The organism is Streptomyces sp. NPDC018833 (assembly GCF_044390825.1).
Classification (GTDB): Bacteria; Actinomycetota; Actinomycetes; order Streptomycetales; family Streptomycetaceae; genus Streptomyces.
The window spans coordinates 31,185-48,130 of sequence record NZ_JBIRZM010000002.1; the positions used below are offsets into that span (position 1 = coordinate 31,185).

Annotated in this window: 14 protein-coding genes; 8 read left to right on the forward strand and 6 right to left on the reverse strand. The window is 70.3% G+C overall.

The annotated features are described in order from the left end of the window. Positions 1–9: 9 nt before the first annotated feature. A complete protein-coding gene (locus ACH5AF_RS04090) occupies positions 10–288 on the reverse strand; it encodes an HPr family phosphocarrier protein (protein WP_398899829.1) in 279 nt (92 codons plus the stop codon). Positions 289–794: 506 nt separating this feature from the next. Here ACH5AF_RS04090 and ACH5AF_RS04095 point away from each other — a divergent pair. Together ACH5AF_RS04095 and bla are read left to right on the forward strand one after the other, a co-directional pair. Then, positions 795–1,274: an HIT family protein gene (locus tag ACH5AF_RS04095; protein ID WP_398899830.1), complete on the forward strand. Its 480-nt coding sequence runs from the start codon at positions 795–797 to the stop codon at positions 1,272–1,274. A gap of 113 nt (positions 1,275–1,387) precedes the next feature. Further along, the gene (gene bla, locus ACH5AF_RS04100) at positions 1,388–2,359 is read left to right on the forward strand and encodes a class A beta-lactamase (RefSeq protein ID WP_398900430.1); all 972 of its coding nucleotides are present in this window, start codon (positions 1,388–1,390) and stop codon (positions 2,357–2,359) included. Positions 2,360–2,450: 91 nt separating this feature from the next. On the opposite strand, the gene ACH5AF_RS04105 is transcribed toward bla, so the two are convergent. Next, a complete protein-coding gene (locus tag ACH5AF_RS04105) occupies positions 2,451–3,023 on the reverse strand; it encodes a dihydrofolate reductase family protein (protein WP_398899831.1) in 573 nt (190 codons plus the stop codon). Between the two features lie 807 nt (positions 3,024–3,830). Here ACH5AF_RS04105 and ACH5AF_RS04110 point away from each other — a divergent pair. From ACH5AF_RS04110 to ACH5AF_RS04120, 3 genes are all read left to right on the forward strand, one after another. Then, on the forward strand, positions 3,831–4,607 hold the full coding sequence (locus ACH5AF_RS04110; RefSeq protein WP_398899833.1) for an MBL fold metallo-hydrolase: 777 nt from the start codon (positions 3,831–3,833) through the stop codon (positions 4,605–4,607). Between the two features lie 71 nt (positions 4,608–4,678). Then, the gene (locus tag ACH5AF_RS04115) at positions 4,679–6,388 is read left to right on the forward strand and encodes an aconitate hydratase (protein ID WP_398899834.1); all 1,710 of its coding nucleotides are present in this window, start codon (positions 4,679–4,681) and stop codon (positions 6,386–6,388) included. Positions 6,389–6,523: 135 nt separating this feature from the next. After that, positions 6,524–6,685 carry a hypothetical protein gene (locus tag ACH5AF_RS04120; RefSeq protein WP_398899835.1) on the forward strand — a complete coding sequence of 54 codons (162 nt, stop codon included), beginning with the start codon at positions 6,524–6,526 and terminating at the stop codon, positions 6,683–6,685. Positions 6,686–6,782: 97 nt separating this feature from the next. Here the strand turns inward: ACH5AF_RS04120 and ACH5AF_RS04125 are convergent, their stop codons facing one another. The 3 genes from ACH5AF_RS04125 to ACH5AF_RS04135 form a co-directional block, all read right to left on the reverse strand. After that, positions 6,783–7,331: a hypothetical protein gene (locus ACH5AF_RS04125; protein ID WP_398899836.1), complete on the reverse strand. Its 549-nt coding sequence runs from the start codon at positions 7,329–7,331 to the stop codon at positions 6,783–6,785. Positions 7,332–8,258: 927 nt separating this feature from the next. Then, positions 8,259–8,882 (reverse strand): hypothetical protein, encoded by a 624-nt coding sequence (locus ACH5AF_RS04130; protein ID WP_398899837.1) that lies wholly within the window; start codon positions 8,880–8,882, stop codon positions 8,259–8,261. A 739-nt stretch (positions 8,883–9,621) separates the two neighbouring features. After that, positions 9,622–10,554: an RNA polymerase sigma-70 factor gene (locus ACH5AF_RS04135; protein WP_398899838.1), complete on the reverse strand. Its 933-nt coding sequence runs from the start codon at positions 10,552–10,554 to the stop codon at positions 9,622–9,624. Positions 10,555–10,727: 173 nt separating this feature from the next. On the opposite strand from ACH5AF_RS04135, the gene ACH5AF_RS04140 reads away from it, so the two are divergent. Both ACH5AF_RS04140 and ACH5AF_RS04145 read left to right on the forward strand, forming a co-directional pair. Further along, positions 10,728–11,213 carry a carboxymuconolactone decarboxylase family protein gene (locus ACH5AF_RS04140; RefSeq protein WP_398899839.1) on the forward strand — a complete coding sequence of 162 codons (486 nt, stop codon included), beginning with the start codon at positions 10,728–10,730 and terminating at the stop codon, positions 11,211–11,213. A gap of 808 nt (positions 11,214–12,021) precedes the next feature. After that, the gene (locus ACH5AF_RS04145) at positions 12,022–13,722 is read left to right on the forward strand and encodes a penicillin-binding transpeptidase domain-containing protein (protein ID WP_398899840.1); all 1,701 of its coding nucleotides are present in this window, start codon (positions 12,022–12,024) and stop codon (positions 13,720–13,722) included. Positions 13,723–14,208: 486 nt separating this feature from the next. Here ACH5AF_RS04145 and ACH5AF_RS04150 read toward each other — a convergent pair whose 3' ends face one another. After that, a complete protein-coding gene (locus ACH5AF_RS04150) occupies positions 14,209–14,916 on the reverse strand; it encodes a TetR/AcrR family transcriptional regulator (RefSeq protein WP_398899841.1) in 708 nt (235 codons plus the stop codon). 198 nt (positions 14,917–15,114) lie between these two features. Here ACH5AF_RS04150 and ACH5AF_RS04155 point away from each other — a divergent pair, with 198 nt between their 5' ends. After that, on the forward strand, positions 15,115–16,938 hold the full coding sequence (locus tag ACH5AF_RS04155; RefSeq protein ID WP_398900431.1) for a glycosyltransferase family 2 protein: 1,824 nt from the start codon (positions 15,115–15,117) through the stop codon (positions 16,936–16,938). Positions 16,939–16,946: the final 8 nt, after the last annotated feature.

The following is a 16,946-nucleotide window of genomic DNA, read 5'->3' on the forward strand; positions in this document are numbered from 1 at the left end:
TCGCTCGGGTCACTGCTCCCCCCTCGCGTCCAGGTCGGAGGCGACGAGCGCGGCCAGTTCGTCGATCGCGGCATCTGCGCCGTCGCCTTCGGCGGCCAGTACGAGCAGGTCACCATGCTCGGCTCCGAGGGCGAGCACGGACAGCAGGCTGCGGGCATCGACCGGAGGCTGTCCGTCCCGGGCCACGGTCACCTTGACCGGCTGTCGGGATGCAGCCTGGACAAAGAGGGACGCGGGGCGGGCGTGCAGTCCGGAGCGCGAACCGATGGCGACTGTGCGCTGAGACATGGATGGCCCTCCTACAAGAGGTTGCGGGGACGTGGTGTCCGGTGACATGGGTGGCGGGTCAGCGGGAGGGCACGGCGTTGTACCCGGGATGTCCTGGTCTGTTGCCCGGCGGCTCGGGACGCCTCGGCCGCTTCGGGCAGCTGCGGCAGCTTCGCCCTGGGGCGGCATCCGGGCACCGTGCAGGACGACGACGATGCCTTCGTGCGGGCGCCCAAGCGGCTCCGCCATCTGCCAGGCGCTCCACCAGATGCATGTTGTTTTGAATCCGTTCGATGACCGAACCTGTTGTTTTCATGGATACTACGCACCCCAGTGCGGCAAAGTAAAGAGATACGGACATGAAACAGGGGCGTCACCTCGATCAGGGCTAGTGATCGGACAGCGGACGGACACAGCCGGGCATGCGGGGGAGGTCCCCGGCCAGCCCGCGCAGCCGTCTCTTCGGGACGGGCGCCACGCCCGGCATACGTCCGCCGACAACGATCCCTTGCGGATAGCGTCCGGCCATGACCGGTGAATGGCGAAGGGATCGGATCGGGGCCGCTCTGCGGGGCGAGAACCCGACCGTGCTGCGAAGGCTCGATTCGGGGTTCGCGGTGATCGGCGACGTTCAGTTCCTGCCGGGTTACTCGGTTCTTCTGATCGACCAACCGAACGCGCAGCGGCTGACCGACCTGCCGAAGGCCAAGCGGTTGTCGTTCCTGTCCGACATGGACCGGCTGGGCGAAGCGGTCGAGCGGGCGTGCCGACGGCTGGACCCGGCTTTTCGGCGGGTCAACCTGGAGATCTTGGGGAACACCGATCCGTTCCTGCATGCGCATGTCTGGCCTCGGTTCGAGTGGGAACCCGCCGAGCTGGTGAGCGCGCCGGTGTGGCTCTATCCGCGTGACCGGTGGAGCGACGAGCAGTACAGGCTCGGCCCGCACCACGATGTGTTGCGGGACGCGATCGGCGGCGAACTGGATCAGTTGCGCTCGGCGGCCTGAGGGCATGGTCTGCCCACCGTCGGGGCATGGCACGCACGACACGCACCGGGACGGAGCCGTGCCAGGCCGTCCCCCACGCGCCGCCGCTGCGGTGCACCACGGAGGTTCGGACGATGCAGCACACCCGCGCCCGGCACGCCGTTCTCGGCGTGCTCGCCGCGCTCGTCCTCGTTGCGCTCGCGGCCTGCGGCGGAGGCGAGTCCCCGGCCGGTCAGGGCGACTCACCGGCGGAGCCGTCCCCGTCCCGACCGACGTCCCCCGCCGAGGCAGGGAAGCCGGCGCGGCCGGCGCCGGATGCGAAGACGGCCGCCCGCGAACTGAGCGCGCTCGAGCGGAGGTACGACGCGCGACTGGGCGTCTACGCTCTCGACACCGGCACGGGGCACGAGGTGGCCCACAACGACGGCGAGCGGTTCCCCTACGCCTCCACGTTCAAGGCGCTGGCCGCCGGTGCCGTACTGCGCACGTACTCCCTGAGCGGGACGGACCGGGTTGTCACGTACTCCCGTGGCGATCTGGTCGCCCACTCCCCCGTCACCGAGAAGCACGTCACGACCGGGATGACCCTGGGCGCGCTGTGCGAGGCCGCCGTCCGCTTCAGTGACAACACCGCCGCCAACCTCCTCCTCGACGCACTCGGCGGCCCGGAGGGACTCGACAACGCCCTTGAGGAACTGGGCGACGACGTCACACGGATGGAACGCCGCGAGCCCGAACTGAGCCGCTGGGCACCGGGTGAGGAGCGGGACACGAGCACACCGCGGGCGCTGGCCGGGGATCTGCGCGCGTTCGTTCTCGGGGACGCCCTCGGCGAGGACGAGCGCGCGCAGCTGACCGAGTGGTTGCGGACGAGCGCCACTGGAGCAGGGCTCATCAGGGCGGGGGTGCCCGAGGGCTGGGTGGTCGGCGACAAGACCGGAACCGGCAGCGCCTACGGGGCCCGCAACGACATCGCCGTGGCGTGGCCCCCGGACTCGGCGCCGATCGTCATGGCGATCATGTCGAGCCGCTCCGACGCGGACGCCGGCCACGACGACGAACTCATCGCGGAGGCGGCGTCCGTGGTCGCCGACACGCTGTCGTAGCCGGGCGGCTGCGCCGACAGGCTGGTGACGGCCGCATCACCGGCATCGGAGGGCGACCCCGGGCCGTGCCGGAGCGGGAGCCGGCACATTGTCAGTGGACGACGTCGAAGACGTTCTTCTGCAGGCCGTTGGCGTAGGCCTCGTGCTCGACGAGCTTGAGCTTCTGGGTGTCCTTGTCCGTGTCGCTGAACAGACGCTTGCCCGCGCCGAGCAGGAGCGGGAAGACGAGAAGGTGGTACCGGTCGATCAGCCCGGCGTCCGAGAGAGTGCGGTTGAGGGTGGCGCTGCCGTGGACGATGATCGGGCCACCCTCGGTCTCCTTCAGCGCGGCGACCTCCTCGAGCGTGCGCAGGATCGTCGTCTCGCCCCAGTTCGACACCAGGTCGTTCTCGGTGAGGGTGGTGGAGACGACGTACTTCGGCATCGCCTTGTAGCCGGCGAAATCGTCCATGCCCGGCCAGACCGGGCTGAACGCCTCGTAGCTGACCCGGCCCATCAGCATCGCCGTGGCCTCCTCCTGCTCCCGGCCCTTGATGTCGAACGCCTCCGGGACGAACTCGATGTCCTTGAAGGTCCACCCCGAGTTCCGGTAACCGGGCTCCCCGCCCGGGGCCTCCACGACGCCGTCGAGCGAGACGAAAGCGGTGCTGATCAGGGTGCGCATCTCACAACTCCAGATTTTCCAAGGCTGTCGGTCAACAGGATCGGCCGGTGCGTGCTTCGACCTCGCGGCCGCAGTGCCCCAACTATCACTGACTGACTGTCGGCCGCGGAAAAACTCATCGGCCGCTGATCATATGGTCATCTCGCAACAGGCGGCAGGCCTCCGGAGCTCAGGCCGGGCGACCGTGGCTTCGCCACAGCAGGCCCCGAGCGGGTGCCGGGCCGGTGGACCACCGGCCCGGCACCCGCTCGGCCACGTCGTGGCCCGTTCGGCCGGTGTGGCGCAGGTCGGCGAGCCCCTGCTGCCGCAGGTGAATGAATGTGGCCGTCCGTGGCAGGAACACGGCTCGAGCTGCTCGACCCGCAGGTCGGCGGCCCTGTCGAACGCTCTCCCCCGGCTGGCCAACCCGGCCTGACCACCCGGTGCGCCGAGGTTTGGCGGTGGGTGGACTGGACAACCGACAGTCGGGGCCCGGGGTACCGGGGGTGGAAGGATGCACCTCCCTTGGGGCCCTTGTCCCACGAACCCACACACGGGTGCGAGGTGCCGATCATGACGCTTCCGATCCGAAGCGGGTGCGGCGCGGCCGAAGAGGAGCGGACCCGAGCGACCGCCTCCGCACGGTGCGCATCCCGGGGACGGGGCCGTTCGAGCGGCGCAAGGTCCAGCGGAAGAGCGGTGACACACGAGCTCAGGAGGCACGAGCCCCGGAGGCGCTCCCCCGGCTTGCCGTCGGTCTCGTGCGTGCCCGTGGCACCGGGCGGCAGCGGCGTTCGAGCAGAGGATTCCGGTCTGGAGGTGTCGCACGTGGCGTCACATCTGCGGTTGACCCTGCTGGGAGTGGGCGCGATGAATTCGCCGCGCTACGCACCGGCAGGTCTGCTGCTCCGCCACCGACGCCGCTCGGTCGCCTTCGACGCCGGGCCCGGTGCGGATCCGCCGCCGCGCCTGGACGGCTGGCTGGTCACGGACGAGCGGGCCGAGCTCGGGTCGGCTCTCCGCCGCATGGCGGCGGACCATGACGTGCCGCTCCGCATGGGCGACCTCGACCTGGGTGACCTGCGCATCCGTGCGTGTCCGGTGATCCACACCTCGCATCCCACCTGCGGATACCGGATCGAACTCGACGGGACGGTGGTTGTGTGGGCGCCGGAGTTCTGGACCTTCCCGACCTGGGCGGCGGGCGCCGACCTGATGTTCGCGGAGGCGGCCGGCTGGGATCGGCGGATCCGCTTCCGCGGCGGGGTCGGCGGCCACGCCCACGTACAGGAGATCGGCCCCGAGGCGGTGCGGCACCGGATACGGCGCCTGGTCTACGCCCACATCGGCCGGCCGTGCCTGCGGGCGATGGACGCGGGGCGGCGCCCGGGCTGGGGCGAGTGGGGCCGCGAGGGCCGGACGTACACGTTGCCACCTGCCGGGGCCGGCGTACCGGAGGAGACCGCGGGGCGGCCGGCCCCGACCGGCTCCCCCAGCGACACCGGCGACGAGACGCCGGACGAGAAGGCCGGCCCGGCTGTCGAGGAGGAAGCCGTACGCAGCCACGCGGAGGACGATGCCGACGCAACCCCACCCGGGGAGTGACGGGCCACGAACCGGTGAGGGGCAACGGGCATCCCGGACCTGAACCGCACACCACCGGAGGCGAGAACACCATGACCGAGCCGCTCACCGCCTCGCACCAGCTCATCGCGGCTCATCTGGTCGACGGCCGGATGGCGCCGGGCGAGGAGATCGGCCTGCGGGTCGACCAGACCCTCTGCCAGGACGCCACCGGCACGCTCGTGATGCAGGAACTGGAGGCGCTCGGCCTGGACCGGGTGCGTACCGAGCTGAGTGTGCAGTACGTCGACCACAACATCCTCCAGGCCGACGAGCGCAACGCCGAGGACCATCTCTTCCTGCGCTCCGCCGCCCAGCGCTTCGGCCTCTGGTACTCCAAGCCCGGCAATGGCGTCTCCCACCCCACCCACATGCAGCGTTTCGGCGTCCCCGGCAAGACGCTCATCGGCTCCGACTCCCACACCTGCGCCGCCGGCGCGCTCGGCATGCTCGCCGTCGGCACCGGCGGCCTCGACGTGGCACGGGCCATGGCCGGCGAGCCGCTCTACCTGCGGATGCCGCACATCTGGGGGATCCGCCTGGAGGGCGAACTCCCCGACTGGGTCAGCGCCAAGGACGTCATCCTCGAACTGCTGCGCCGCCACGGCGTCAAGGGCGGTCTCGGCCGGATCATCGAGTACCACGGCCCCGGCCTGGCCACGCTCTCCGCGATGGACCGGCACGTCATCGCCAACATGGGCGCCGAACTGGGCGCCACCACCAGCGTCTTCCCCTCCGACGAGGCCGTACGGCGGTTCCTGCGCGCGGAGGGCCGCGAAGAGGACTTCCGTCCGCTCACCGCCGAACCCGGCGCCCCGTACGACCTCACGGAGGTCATCGACCTCTCCACCCTCGAACCGCTGATCGCCGCGCCCACCTCCCCCGGCAACGTCGTCCCGGTCCGCGAGGTTGTCGGCACCCCGGTGAGCCAGGTGGTGATCGGGTCCTCCGCCAACCCCGGCCTGCGCGACTTCGCCGTCGCCGCCGCGATGGCGAAGGGCCGCCAGACCCACGGAGGGGTCAGCTTCGACGTCAACCCGAGCTCGCGCGAGGTGCTCCAGGATCTGACCCGGACCGGTGCCACCTTCGACCTGATCGCCGCCGGGGCCCGTATCCACCAGGCCGGCTGTCTCGGCTGCATCGGCATGGGCCAGGCGCCGGCCGCCGGGCGGCACTCGCTCCGTACCTTCCCCCGCAACTTCCCCGGCCGCTCCGGCACTTCGGACGACTCCGTGTGGCTCTGCTCGCCGGAGACCGCCACCGCATCCGCCCTCACCGGGAAGATCACCGACCCCCGGGACTGGGCACTGCGGCACGGAGTCGAACCGCCGCACCTGGACCTGCCGGAACGGGCCTCGGTCAACCGCGCGATGCTGGAGGCCCCACCCGCGCCCGAGACCTCGGTCGCGGTGGAGCTGGTCCGCGGCCCGAACATCTCCGCGCTGCCCGACCTCGACCCCCTGCCGGACGAACTCGACGCACCGGTGCTGCTCAAGGCCGGCGACAACGTCTCCACCGACGAGATCTCACCGGCCGGCGCCCAGGCCCTGCCCTATCGCTCCAACCTCCCGAGGCTCGCCGACTTCACCTTCACCCGCGTCGATCCCGACTACCCCGAACACGCCCGGCGTGCGGGCCCTCACGTCATCGTGGCGGGCGACAACTACGGCCAGGGCTCCTCCCGCGAACACGCGGCAATCACGCCCCGCCTGCTCGGCCTGCGCGCCGTCCTCGCCCGGTCCTACGCCCGCATCCACTGTTAGAACCTCGCCAACTTCGGCGTCCTGCCCCTGGAATTCACCGACCCGGCTGACTTCGACCGGATCGACCAGGGCGACCGGCTGTCCCTGGCCGGTCTGCGGACCCGGCTCGGCGACGCCCAGGAGGCGCATCTGCTGGTGCACAACACCACCAAGGACGAGGACTACCGCGTCACCCACCGGCTCACCGACCGCCAACGGTCCGCCGTCCTCGCAGGAGGCGTCATCCCGGCCCTGGCGGCCCGGCAGGCGTCGCCCTCACCCGAGCGTCCGGTCGGCTCGCATGACGGTTCGGGATGAGGGGGACGCCGGCTCATGGAGGGCCTGTGGGTCATCCGGCATGCCGGTTGACCCACAGGCCCTGGCGCAAAGGTGTGGCCCGGCGTGCCTTACCCGGTCACCAGTTGTGTGCGACGTCCACGATGAGCTTGTCGCCGGACTGGTGCACTCGGAAGGGAAGCCTGGCGCGTACGCCCAGGCCGATCTGGGTCTGGCCTTCGAAGCTCGCCCCGAACTTGGTGTCCGTGAAGGTCTTGTATCCGGTGACCTTGACGCCCGGTAGCGGCTTCCCGGCCATCGCGGCATACGTCGGTTTGGTGGTCGCCGGGTCGTAGCTCGGCGCGGATACGAAGATCTGCAGGATGCCGCCGCCCTTGACCGGGATCTGCTCGCCGGAACCGTCCTGATGGAACGTGGCCACGTAACCGACGTGGTAGCCGATCTTGCCACTCACGCCTTTGACGTCGAAGACCATGCGGTCGTAGCACGTGCTTTGGCTGGTCGTGATGTTCTTCAGCGGCTTGGAGTCGGAGTCCGTGGCCGACTTGGTGCCGCTGCCCCAGGCGCTCGAACAAGCCTCGGCCAGGCCGGTCTTGTCCGCGTGACCCGTTGCGGCGCTCGCCGCCCCGGCCGTGCTGACGAGGCCGGCGCCCGCCAACACGAGCACCGCTGCAGCTGTTCCTAACTTTCGCATGACGTACCTCAGAGAAGATTGAGTACAGGACCACATGGAGGGGGCAGCGCCCCCTCCGTGACCTGCACTCTTTCGTCAGGCCAGGCCTGTGCCCATCCGTACTCGTACTCAACTCACTTCTAGGTACCCGGCGTCGGCTTCCTCTCGATCCCCGCACCGTCCTGGCGGCACATCGAGGCTCCGACCGATGCCGTCGAGGTCGGACAGCGAATCTCCGGCGAGTTCCTCCCGTTCGACACTTGCGACGCGGAGGCCAAACTGTCCTTGAAGGCACTGCAGCCGATCGCTTCCAGGCCTTCGCCGACCGCACCGCGGTGGGCCAGAAACTGCAGGGGAGGGTCACCAAACCGCGGCCGTTCAGGCGTCTTCGTCGAGGTAGGTGACGGACGAGGGGCTGGTGCCCTTCGTGGAGGTCCACGGCAAGCCCGCGGCAGGTCCGGCAGAGGTCTCCGGACCGGCCACGAGATCGCGCGCTGCCGCCGAGCCCTGGGCAGGGCCGCCGGGTGAGCACGGCCTGGCGGTGGGCCCAGGCGCGGTCGGGTCACTGGTGTCAGTCGCCTCCGCCACCCCCGCAGGACGAGCCGCCCCCGCAGGACCAGCCGCCGCCCCCGCACGCGTGACCGCCGCCATCGCCACCCCGAGATCGCCTACGCGAGGAACCACCCCTTCTGCTTCCGCGTATCACCGAGATGAGCACCATGACGACGAGCGCGATGCCCACGATCGACAGGAATTCCATTTGCTGCCCCGTTGCTGTCCGTTGTGGTCTGTGCGAGGGAGATGCCCCTCATGATCGGCTCGTCAATCACAACTTGAGGAACCCCAGAGCTTCGGCTGCGCGACACCGCTCCGCACGACGGCCTTGCGGTGGGTTCGCACCGGTGCGTGCGGTGGCGGCCGTCAGTCCGGGATCAGCGAGCCTTCCGCCGTGGCTGTCAGGCGTAGTTGGTGGCCGCCGGGCGCGCAGGAGCGGCCGTTGGGGTGGGTCGGCCGCGGGGTCGCGGTGACCCGCCGGTCGAGGACGGCCGCACCTTGGCGGTCCTCGAGGACCAGCCTGATACGCACCGGCTTCCCCGGCAGGTCCCCGATGACCGCGAAACCGGGCCAGGGAGAAGTCCCACGGGTGTCGGGGGCGGCGGCTGGTGTCTGTGCGGCGGGGGCGGCGGATTCGGTGGTCATCGCCGGATTCTGCGGTACCGCCGGCTCCGGGGACCCGGCCTCCCCCAGCCGCAGCGTGCGCTGTCGGCAGCCGCCGTCCCAGCAGACCGTGAGAGCCGCTCGGTCCAGCGTGTCCGCCAGGGCCGAGGCGACCTCGACCCGGATTCCCGCAGGCGCGTGCGTCAACGTGCAGGTGTGGTGCGACGCTCCACATCCGGTCAGTAGCGCCAGCGCCACCGGCCCCACCGTCCACAGGGCACCGCTCTTCCCACGGAGCCGCCGGCCGCCGCCCTCCGTCGCCGTCGCTGTCGCTGTCGCTGTCGCTGTCGCTGTCGCGGTCGCCGTCGCCGTCGCCGTCGCCTTCATGATCGCCCATGGTGCCAGGCCCAACGCAGCCGTGCCGGTCCGCCCCGGGCCCAACAACTCCTGCCGCGGCGTCCACATCACTCGCGGTCCCCTGCTGTCGCCTGCCGCCGCGCGCCGGGCACTCCGCGCAAGACGTGTGCGCCGGCGGGGAGCGCCGGCCCGGGTGTCGCCGGAGCGCCTGGACGTACTGGCCGATGGGCAGCGGGAGTTGGGGATCCGTTTCGTCGAGTGGTACGCGGTCGTCCCGGGCCCCGTAACGTCGGGTGCGGGAGAAGGTCTCCTTCGCCCCAGGCGTCCTGGCCGCCCTGCGCGCGACATCCCTCGAGGAGGCGACCGCGGCGGCTGTTCCCGACGGCCCGGTGACGTACCGGTTCGGCGCCGACCGACAGAGGCTGACGGGCTCGGTCTTCCGGGCGGAGGCGACGGTGCGGCCGGGGTCGGTAAGGAGGCGGACCTCGACGAGTTGCTCGGCCTGCTGCCCGTCCCTCCGACGCGGCGGGGCTCGTAGGCTCGGCGAGCAGTCCGCGGCCGTCGATCCGGGGGACGGACAGTCGGCCTGCGGACGCCAACCTGCCCATGGGCGTCGTCGCACTGCCCGGAAACGGGCCGTCAGGGCATCGCGAACTTGGCGACGTACTCGTCGAAAATCACAGCAAGCAGGGCCATGCGATGGCTGTGCCGGCCCCGGCAGCGACGTGCACGTGGTGATGCCGGTTGCGTTCGTTTCCGAGGCCCCGGCTCAGCGGCGCAGGGCGGTCTCCCGCTGCATGTACGACAGCTTCTCGGGATTGCGCACGGCGTAGAGCCCGGTGATGAGGCCGTCGTCGATGCGCACCGCCACGACGGTGTCTATCGCGCCGTCGAACCGGAGAATCAGCGCCGGGTAGCCGTTGACCTGTGCCGGCCGCAGCGACCCCGCGGCCGCGATCCTGCCCAGCCCGGCGGCCAGCAGGCGGGCCACCTTGTCGGCCCCCACGACCGGCCGCAGGACGGCCTGCTTGACTCCGCCACCGTCCCCCAGGAAGACGACATCCGGCGCGAGGATGTCGAGAAGGCTCTGCAGATCGCCGGTTTCGGCCGCCCGTTGGAACGCATCGAGCGCGTCTCGGGTCTCGGCCGGGGAAACGACCCCGCGCGGCCGCCTCGCCGCGACGTGTGCCCGTGCCCGGTGCGCGATCTGGCGGACCGCGGCCGGGCTCTTGTCGACGGCCTCGGCGATCTCGTCGTACGCCAGATCGAACACCTCGCGCAGCACGAACACCGCCCGCTCGGTCGGCGTGAGCGTCTCCAGCACCAGCAGCATCGCCATCGACACGCTGTCGGCCAGCTCGACGTCCTCGGCCACGTCCGGGGCGGTCAGCAACGGCTCGGGCAACCAGGGACCGACGTAGGACTCCCTGCGGCGGCCGAGCGTACGCAGCCGGCTCAGCGCCTGGCGGGTGGTGATCCGGACCAGGTACGCACGCTGATCCCGCACCGTGCCGAGATCGACACCCGCCCACCGCAACCACGTCTCCTGCAGAACGTCCTCCGCGTCGGCGGCCGAGCCGAGCATCTCGTAGGCGACGGTGAACAGCAGGTTGCGATGCGCGACGAATACCTCGGTGGCGGGGTCCGTGTGTCCGCCGCCGGCGAGCTGCCCGGCCGTGTCGTCTGTGCGCTCGCTCTCCACCGGCTGCTCCTGCCTGTTCGCTCTCGACGGTGCCACGGGCACAAGACGCTGGTCCCCGCAGCTTTGTGACACCCATGGGCCGTGGCACACGTCACACCACCTCCCCGTCACAAGGAGCGGGTCGCCGGCATCTCGTGTTCGTCCAGTGCGACACCACGAGTGAGGACGAAGTCATGGACGCCCGATTCAACATGCTCGAGAACGAGTTCGCCGCCAAGTTCGGCAAGCGGTTCGCAGGCGCCGGCCTGCTGATCCAGCAGTCGTCGCTGTCGAAGTCCACACAGGAGCTGGTGTCGCTGCGCGCCAGCCAGATCAACGGTTGCGGTTGGTGCATCGACTACCACACCAAGGAGGCCGCGGCCGCCGGGGAAACCGCTGTCCGGCTCCACCTGGTCGCCGCCTGGCGCGAATCCACCGTGTTCACCGAGGCCGAGCAGGCCGCGCTGGCGCTCGCCGAAGAGGGCACCCGGCTCGCCGACGCCCACCACGGCGTGTCCGACGAGACCTGGGCCCAGGTGCGCAAGCACTACGACGACGACCAGATCGCCGCGCTGGTCTCTTTGGTCGCCCTGATCAACGCGGCCAACCGGCTCGCCGTGATCGTGCACCAGCGGGGAGGTTCCTACGAGCCCGGCATGTTCGCCGCCGCGTTCGACTGACCGGCAGACGGATCCGGCCCGGCCCAGGATCACTCGATCCGGGCCGGGCCCGCGCATGTCCGGGCGTGGCTACGGCGACCCTGAACACAGGCTGAAATCGGCCGGCTGGCCGGCCGGGCAGCAAGCGCGTCAGGGCCTCAAGATCATCCCACGGGCGGAGCCTCCGACTCGGTCATGGCGAACTCCCCTCCGTCTGGCCGGACGGCGTCAGATCCGCCAGGAGCGGATGCGGCCGACGGAGTCGTGCGCATCGGTTCGGCCGGCGTCGATGTCGCGGGCCGGGCGGCCTGCTCCCGGGGGTGTCATGCCGTCGGGCTGTCACGCCGGAATCGCCCCTGGGCGGGACTTGGGCCCTCTTCGGCACTCAAAATCCGCCTACTTCGACCATTCCGGACGGGTACTGTCGCGTCGGATGGCGGCGTGACAGGCGATCGGGACGGCATGACAGCGACGGAGAGTGAGGACGGGGGCCTGATTTCAGGGAGAGTACGGGCCGGGAGCCCGGCTCACAGGCCGCCCCCAGTCCCCCGCTCTGCGCACAGGCACTGTGGAACTGCCGCCGGTCCCCGGCCGGACCACGTCCAACCAGCCGGTTCGCGGGATTTCGCGGGGGACCGGGGCGATGTCGCGGCCGCCGCGGTGGCCCAGAGGACGCCCACGGCAGCGATGCGGCGGGCCCGATCGTCGCGGCCGTTCTCCACGTGAGGGGCCGAGGGCGGGGGGCTGAGGAGCGGCCGCACATCTGCCGCCCCTAGTGTGGGGACTTCTTGGTGAGGAGCTGGGGGGCTCGGCGAACAGCGGAGGACTTGTGGGCAAGAGAAGGCGCGCCGCGCGCAGGAGAACACATCCTGCGCTGATCGGCGGCGTGGTCGTGGTGGCCGTGGGCGGCGCGGGGTTCGCCACGTACAGCATGTACGGCGCCGTGGCTGACGAGGACACGACGGCCGGCGGCACTGCGAAGTCGGTCAAGGCAGGCCCGGTGACGGCCGCGGAAGTGAGGGCGACGACCGACAGGTTCCTCGCCGCGTGGCAGCTGGGCAACGCCGCGCAGGCCGCCGCGTACACCGACGACACGGCAGCGGCGCAGACCGCGCTGACCGGGTTCCGCAAGAACGCGCACATCGACGATGTGACGCTGACCCGTGGCGAGGCGTCCGGCGCGACGGTGACGTTCAAGGTCTCCGGCACCGTCTCGTACAAGGGCAGGAGCAAGCCCCTGGCCTACGACTCCCGGCTCACGATCGTCCGCGGGGCGAAGGACGGCAAGCCACTCGTCGGGTGGCAGCCGTCCGTCGTCCACCCGGACCTGAAGCAGGGCGACGCCCTGGTCACCGGTGAGGCCGGGGACCCGCCCGTCAAGGCAGTGGACCGGGACGGCGCGGAGCTCACCGAGGCGGACTACCCCTCGCTCGGAACCGTCCTGGACGGGCTGCGGGAGAAGTACGGCAAGAAGGCCGGGGGCAGGGCCGGGATCGAACTGCGGGTGGTCCGCGGAGACAGCGCGGACGCCTCGCGGAAGGACGACGGCTCGGCAGCGAGCGAGGAGAGTGACGACGAGACCCCCGACAAGACGCTGCTGACGCTGTCCGACGGCACTCCGGGGACAGTGAGGACCACGTTCAGCGCGACCGCCCAGGCCGCCGCCGAGCGGGAAGTGGGTGAGCGCGAGCGGGCGTCCGTAGTCGTCATGAAGCCGTCGACCGGTGAGATCCTCGCCGCCGCCAATTCGAGCCCTGGCTTCAACACGGCGCTCCAGGGGTCCCTGGCGCCCGGCTCCACGATGAAGATCGTGACGTCGTCGATGCTGCTGGAGAAGGACCTCGCTTCGACCGACAAGCCGCATCCGTGCCCCAAATACGCGTCGTACGGCGGCTGGAAGTTCCAGAACGTGGAGAAGTTCGAGATCAAGAACGGTACGTTCCGATCGAGCTTCGCCGCCTCCTGCAACACCGCCTTCATCACGCAGGCCGAGAAGCTCGACGACGACGATCTGACCAAGCAGGCCCAGCAGGTCTTCGGGCTCGGGCTCAACAACTGGTCGATCGGGGTGTCCAGCTTCGACGGGGCCGTGCCGGTGCAGAGCGATGCGCAGATGGCGGCCTCGCTCATCGGACAGGGCGGGGTACGGATGAACCCGCTGAACGTCGCGTCCATCATCTCCACGGCCAAGACGGGCGTCTTCCGGCAGCCCTACCTGGTCTCGCCCGACGTCGACGACCGCACGCTCGCGACGGCCGCGCGCAAGCTGGACCCGTCCGCGCAGACACAGCTGCGCGACCTACTGAACTACACCGCGACATCGGGTTCCGCCGCTGAGGCCATGGCGGGCGTCGGCTCGGACATCGGCGGCAAGACGGGCTCCGCGGAGGTCGACGGCCAGACCAAGCCCAACGGCTGGTTCACCGCATGGAGCGGCGACCTCGCCGCGGCGGCGGTGGTCCAACAGGGCGGCCGGGGCGGCAAGTCGGCGGGGCCGCTGGTGGCGGCGGTGCTGAAGGCGGGCAGCTGAAGGCCACCACAGCGGGAAGGGAACACACTCGCGTGCCAGTGCACCCCCCTTCCGCAGGGTCTCGCCGTCGTCGACATCGGCGACGGACACCAACTCCCACCGGTTGTCGCCGATCCACTCGGCGAAGACGGCGACAGGAAAGCGCGTGCGGACCGGCGTCCGCGCGCGGCGTCAGGTGGTCGAGCCCGGGGCGGGCGGTCTCCGACGTCGAGGTTCCTTGGCTGTTGCACCTCTGGCCGTGAGGCCCCCGGCCATCTCAGGTGGGTGCTGTCGGCGGGCAGGGGAGCGCCGTGAGGATCGCGGCGGCCCGAGCGGTCTGACCGGGGCTGCCGTTCGACAGGCCGCGTACAGCGCGTTGCCGTGGCGCACGGCCGTGTCCAGCGCGCCCATCGTCTCCTCGTGAAGCGCCCGGGTCGGGCCGGTGCACGGGGAAGATCAGGGCCGGTGTACGGGGAAACATCGACATTCGGCCGAGGTCAGAGGCCCTCAGGCATCCCGTGCGAAGCGGTCCAGCAGTGCGTCCAGCCCTGTAGCCAGCCCGTCCAGCCCGCCGTGCTCGGCGATGGCGGGGGCGATCTCCCGGAGTCGGGGAAGCTCCTGCGCGGGCATGCGGTGCAGGCCGAGCCGGAATGCGGGATCGGGTTCGTCGGGGTTGTCCACCATGGCTCGCAGCTCCACGAAGACGTAGCCGAGGACCCAGCTGGTGAAGGCCCGGAATACGCCGGAGACCCCGCTCTCGTCGAGGCCGGCCTGCTCGAGCAGGACCAGCACACGCTTGTGTTCCTTGAGGACGGCCGGCATCCGCATGGCCAGGAGCGGTGCCACCCGGGGGTGCGCCATGGAGACCCGATAGGTCGCCTCGGCGGCCCGGTGCAGCTCGGTGCGCCATTCGGGATGCTGCGCGGTGCCGACCGGAGGCGTCGCTTCCTCGCCACCGGCGGCGAGGAGGCCCTGCACCTCGAGATTGAGCGCCTCGACCATCCCGTCCAGGAGGGCGTCCTTGCCGGCTGCATACCGGTACAGGGCCATGGCTTCCACGCCGAGCTCAGCTCCCAGCCTGCGCATACTCAGCGCCGAGAGCCCCTCGCGGTCGACGATGTCCAAAGCAGTGGCCACGACGCGTGCCGCGCTCAGCCGACCGTAACGGCCGCAGTCCCCGGCGCGCCGACCCCAGCCGGACTCCGAGTCCCGCATCGTGCCTCGCCTCCAGATGTAGATCGTTCCTGGTCAGTCTCCGCTTCTTGACCCTATGCATAAATCCGCGCAAGATGTACATATACGACGTAAACATACGGCAACAGGATACGGCGCATCCCGCGCCGGTCCCGCACGATCTTCAGGACGTGTCTCATGGAGCGATTCGCATCGGAGGCCGACGGCGGCACCGGCCGCATGGCTCCTGCGGGCGAACGGGAGCAAGCGGCTCTCGAGGCGCAGATCCGGCGGCTCTCGCGCCGCAACGTTGCGCGGATCACGAGCGACGGCCCGGTGTTCGCCCATCCCGCCCGCTCCCGCATGCCGCGCCGCGACACCTTCGTTCCCGCGCTCGGCATCCGTGACAGGGCGGTGGTCGCCGCACTGACCATGGGCTGGGCCCTGTGCTTCGTCTGGTTCTGGCTCTGGTGGCTGCAACCGGAGCACCGTGCCGGCTGGGCCGGGCTGATCGTCAACAGCGTGCTCCTGCTGTATCTCACCTCTCTCCCGTGCTACTTCCTCATCGCAGTCGGCCGCCTGCGCCAGGTCGCACCCTCGTTGGAGATTCCCCGCACCCCGGTGGCGTTCGTGGTGACGCACGCTCCGTCGGAGGAGTGGACCACAGCACGCCAGACGCTGCAGGCCATGCTCAGGCAGAATTTCCCTCACGCCTATGACGTCTGGCTCTGCGACGAGGACCCGACGCCTGAGAGCCTCGACTGGTGCCGTGAGAACGGTGTGCGCGTCTCCTGCCGACGCGGAGTCGCCGCGTATCACCGGGCGACCTGGCCACGTCGCACCAAGTGCAAGGAAGGCAACCTCGCCTACTTCTATGACCACTGGGGCTACCGGTACTACGCCGTGGTGGCCCAGCTCGACTGCGACCACGTGCCGAGCCCGACGTATCTCGCGGAGATGGTCCGCCCGTTCGCCGATCCCGCGATCGGTTATGTGGCCGCACCGAGCGTGTGTGACGCCAACGCCGCGGGCTCTTGGGCAGCGCGCGGAAGGATGCATCGAGAGGCGCCGTATCACGGCCCCTGCCAACTCGGGCATGCCAACAGGCTGGCTCCGATGTGCATCGGATCGCACTATGCCGTGCGTACCCGCGCTCTGCGCGACATAGGGGGCATCGGCCCGGAGCTGGCGGAGGACTTCTCCACCACGTTCCTGCTCCACTCGGCCGGATGGCACGGAGCCTTCGCCATCGACGCCGAGGCGCACGGCGAGGGACCGCTCACGTTCGCTGACATGGTCACCCAGGAGTTCCAGTGGTCACGCAGCCTCACCACCATGCTTCTGGGTCTCCTTCCGCGGCATCTCGGACGGCTGCCGGTCTTGCTGCGACTGCGCTTCGCGTATGCGCTCTGGTTCTACCCGCTGCTCGCGCTGACGATCAGCGGCGGCCTCCTGCTCTCGCCGATCGCTGTGGCCACCGGGCTGCCATGGATCAACGTCAATCTCATCGACTTCCTGCTTCACTTCTGGCCCTTGAGCGCCTGCCTTCTCACGACGTTGCTGCTGATGCGGCGGCGCGGACTTCTGCGCCCGTCCGCAGCTCCTGTTCTGAGCTGGGAGGGCTGGCTGTTCGCCCTCGCGCGCTGGCCCTTCGTCGCCTGGGGGGTGCTCACGGCAATACGGCAGAAGGTGCGGCCACGACCGGTCGTTTTCAAGGTCACCCCCAAGGTCCGCAATGGTCTTGAGCCGCTGCTCACCCGGCTGGTCGCTCCGTTCGCCCTGATTGCCGTGATGTTGTCCGCCGTCGCCTTCTACGGAGAGATGACCAGTCCTCAGGCGGGCTACGTCTTCCTGTGCCTCCTCGGTGCCTCGGCCCATGCGACGGTCGCGGTCGTGGTGCCGTTGCTGCACGTGCTGGAGACGTCCCGAGCGGCGGGCACGCCCGTCCGCTCGGCCCTGGCGACCGCCCGGCTGCCGATCGTCACCGGTGTCGCGGTTCTGCTTCCGCTCGCCCTGGCCGTACGGGTCTACCCGCCGTATCTGGGCGCGGTCCTCGGCTGGTGAGGCGCTGG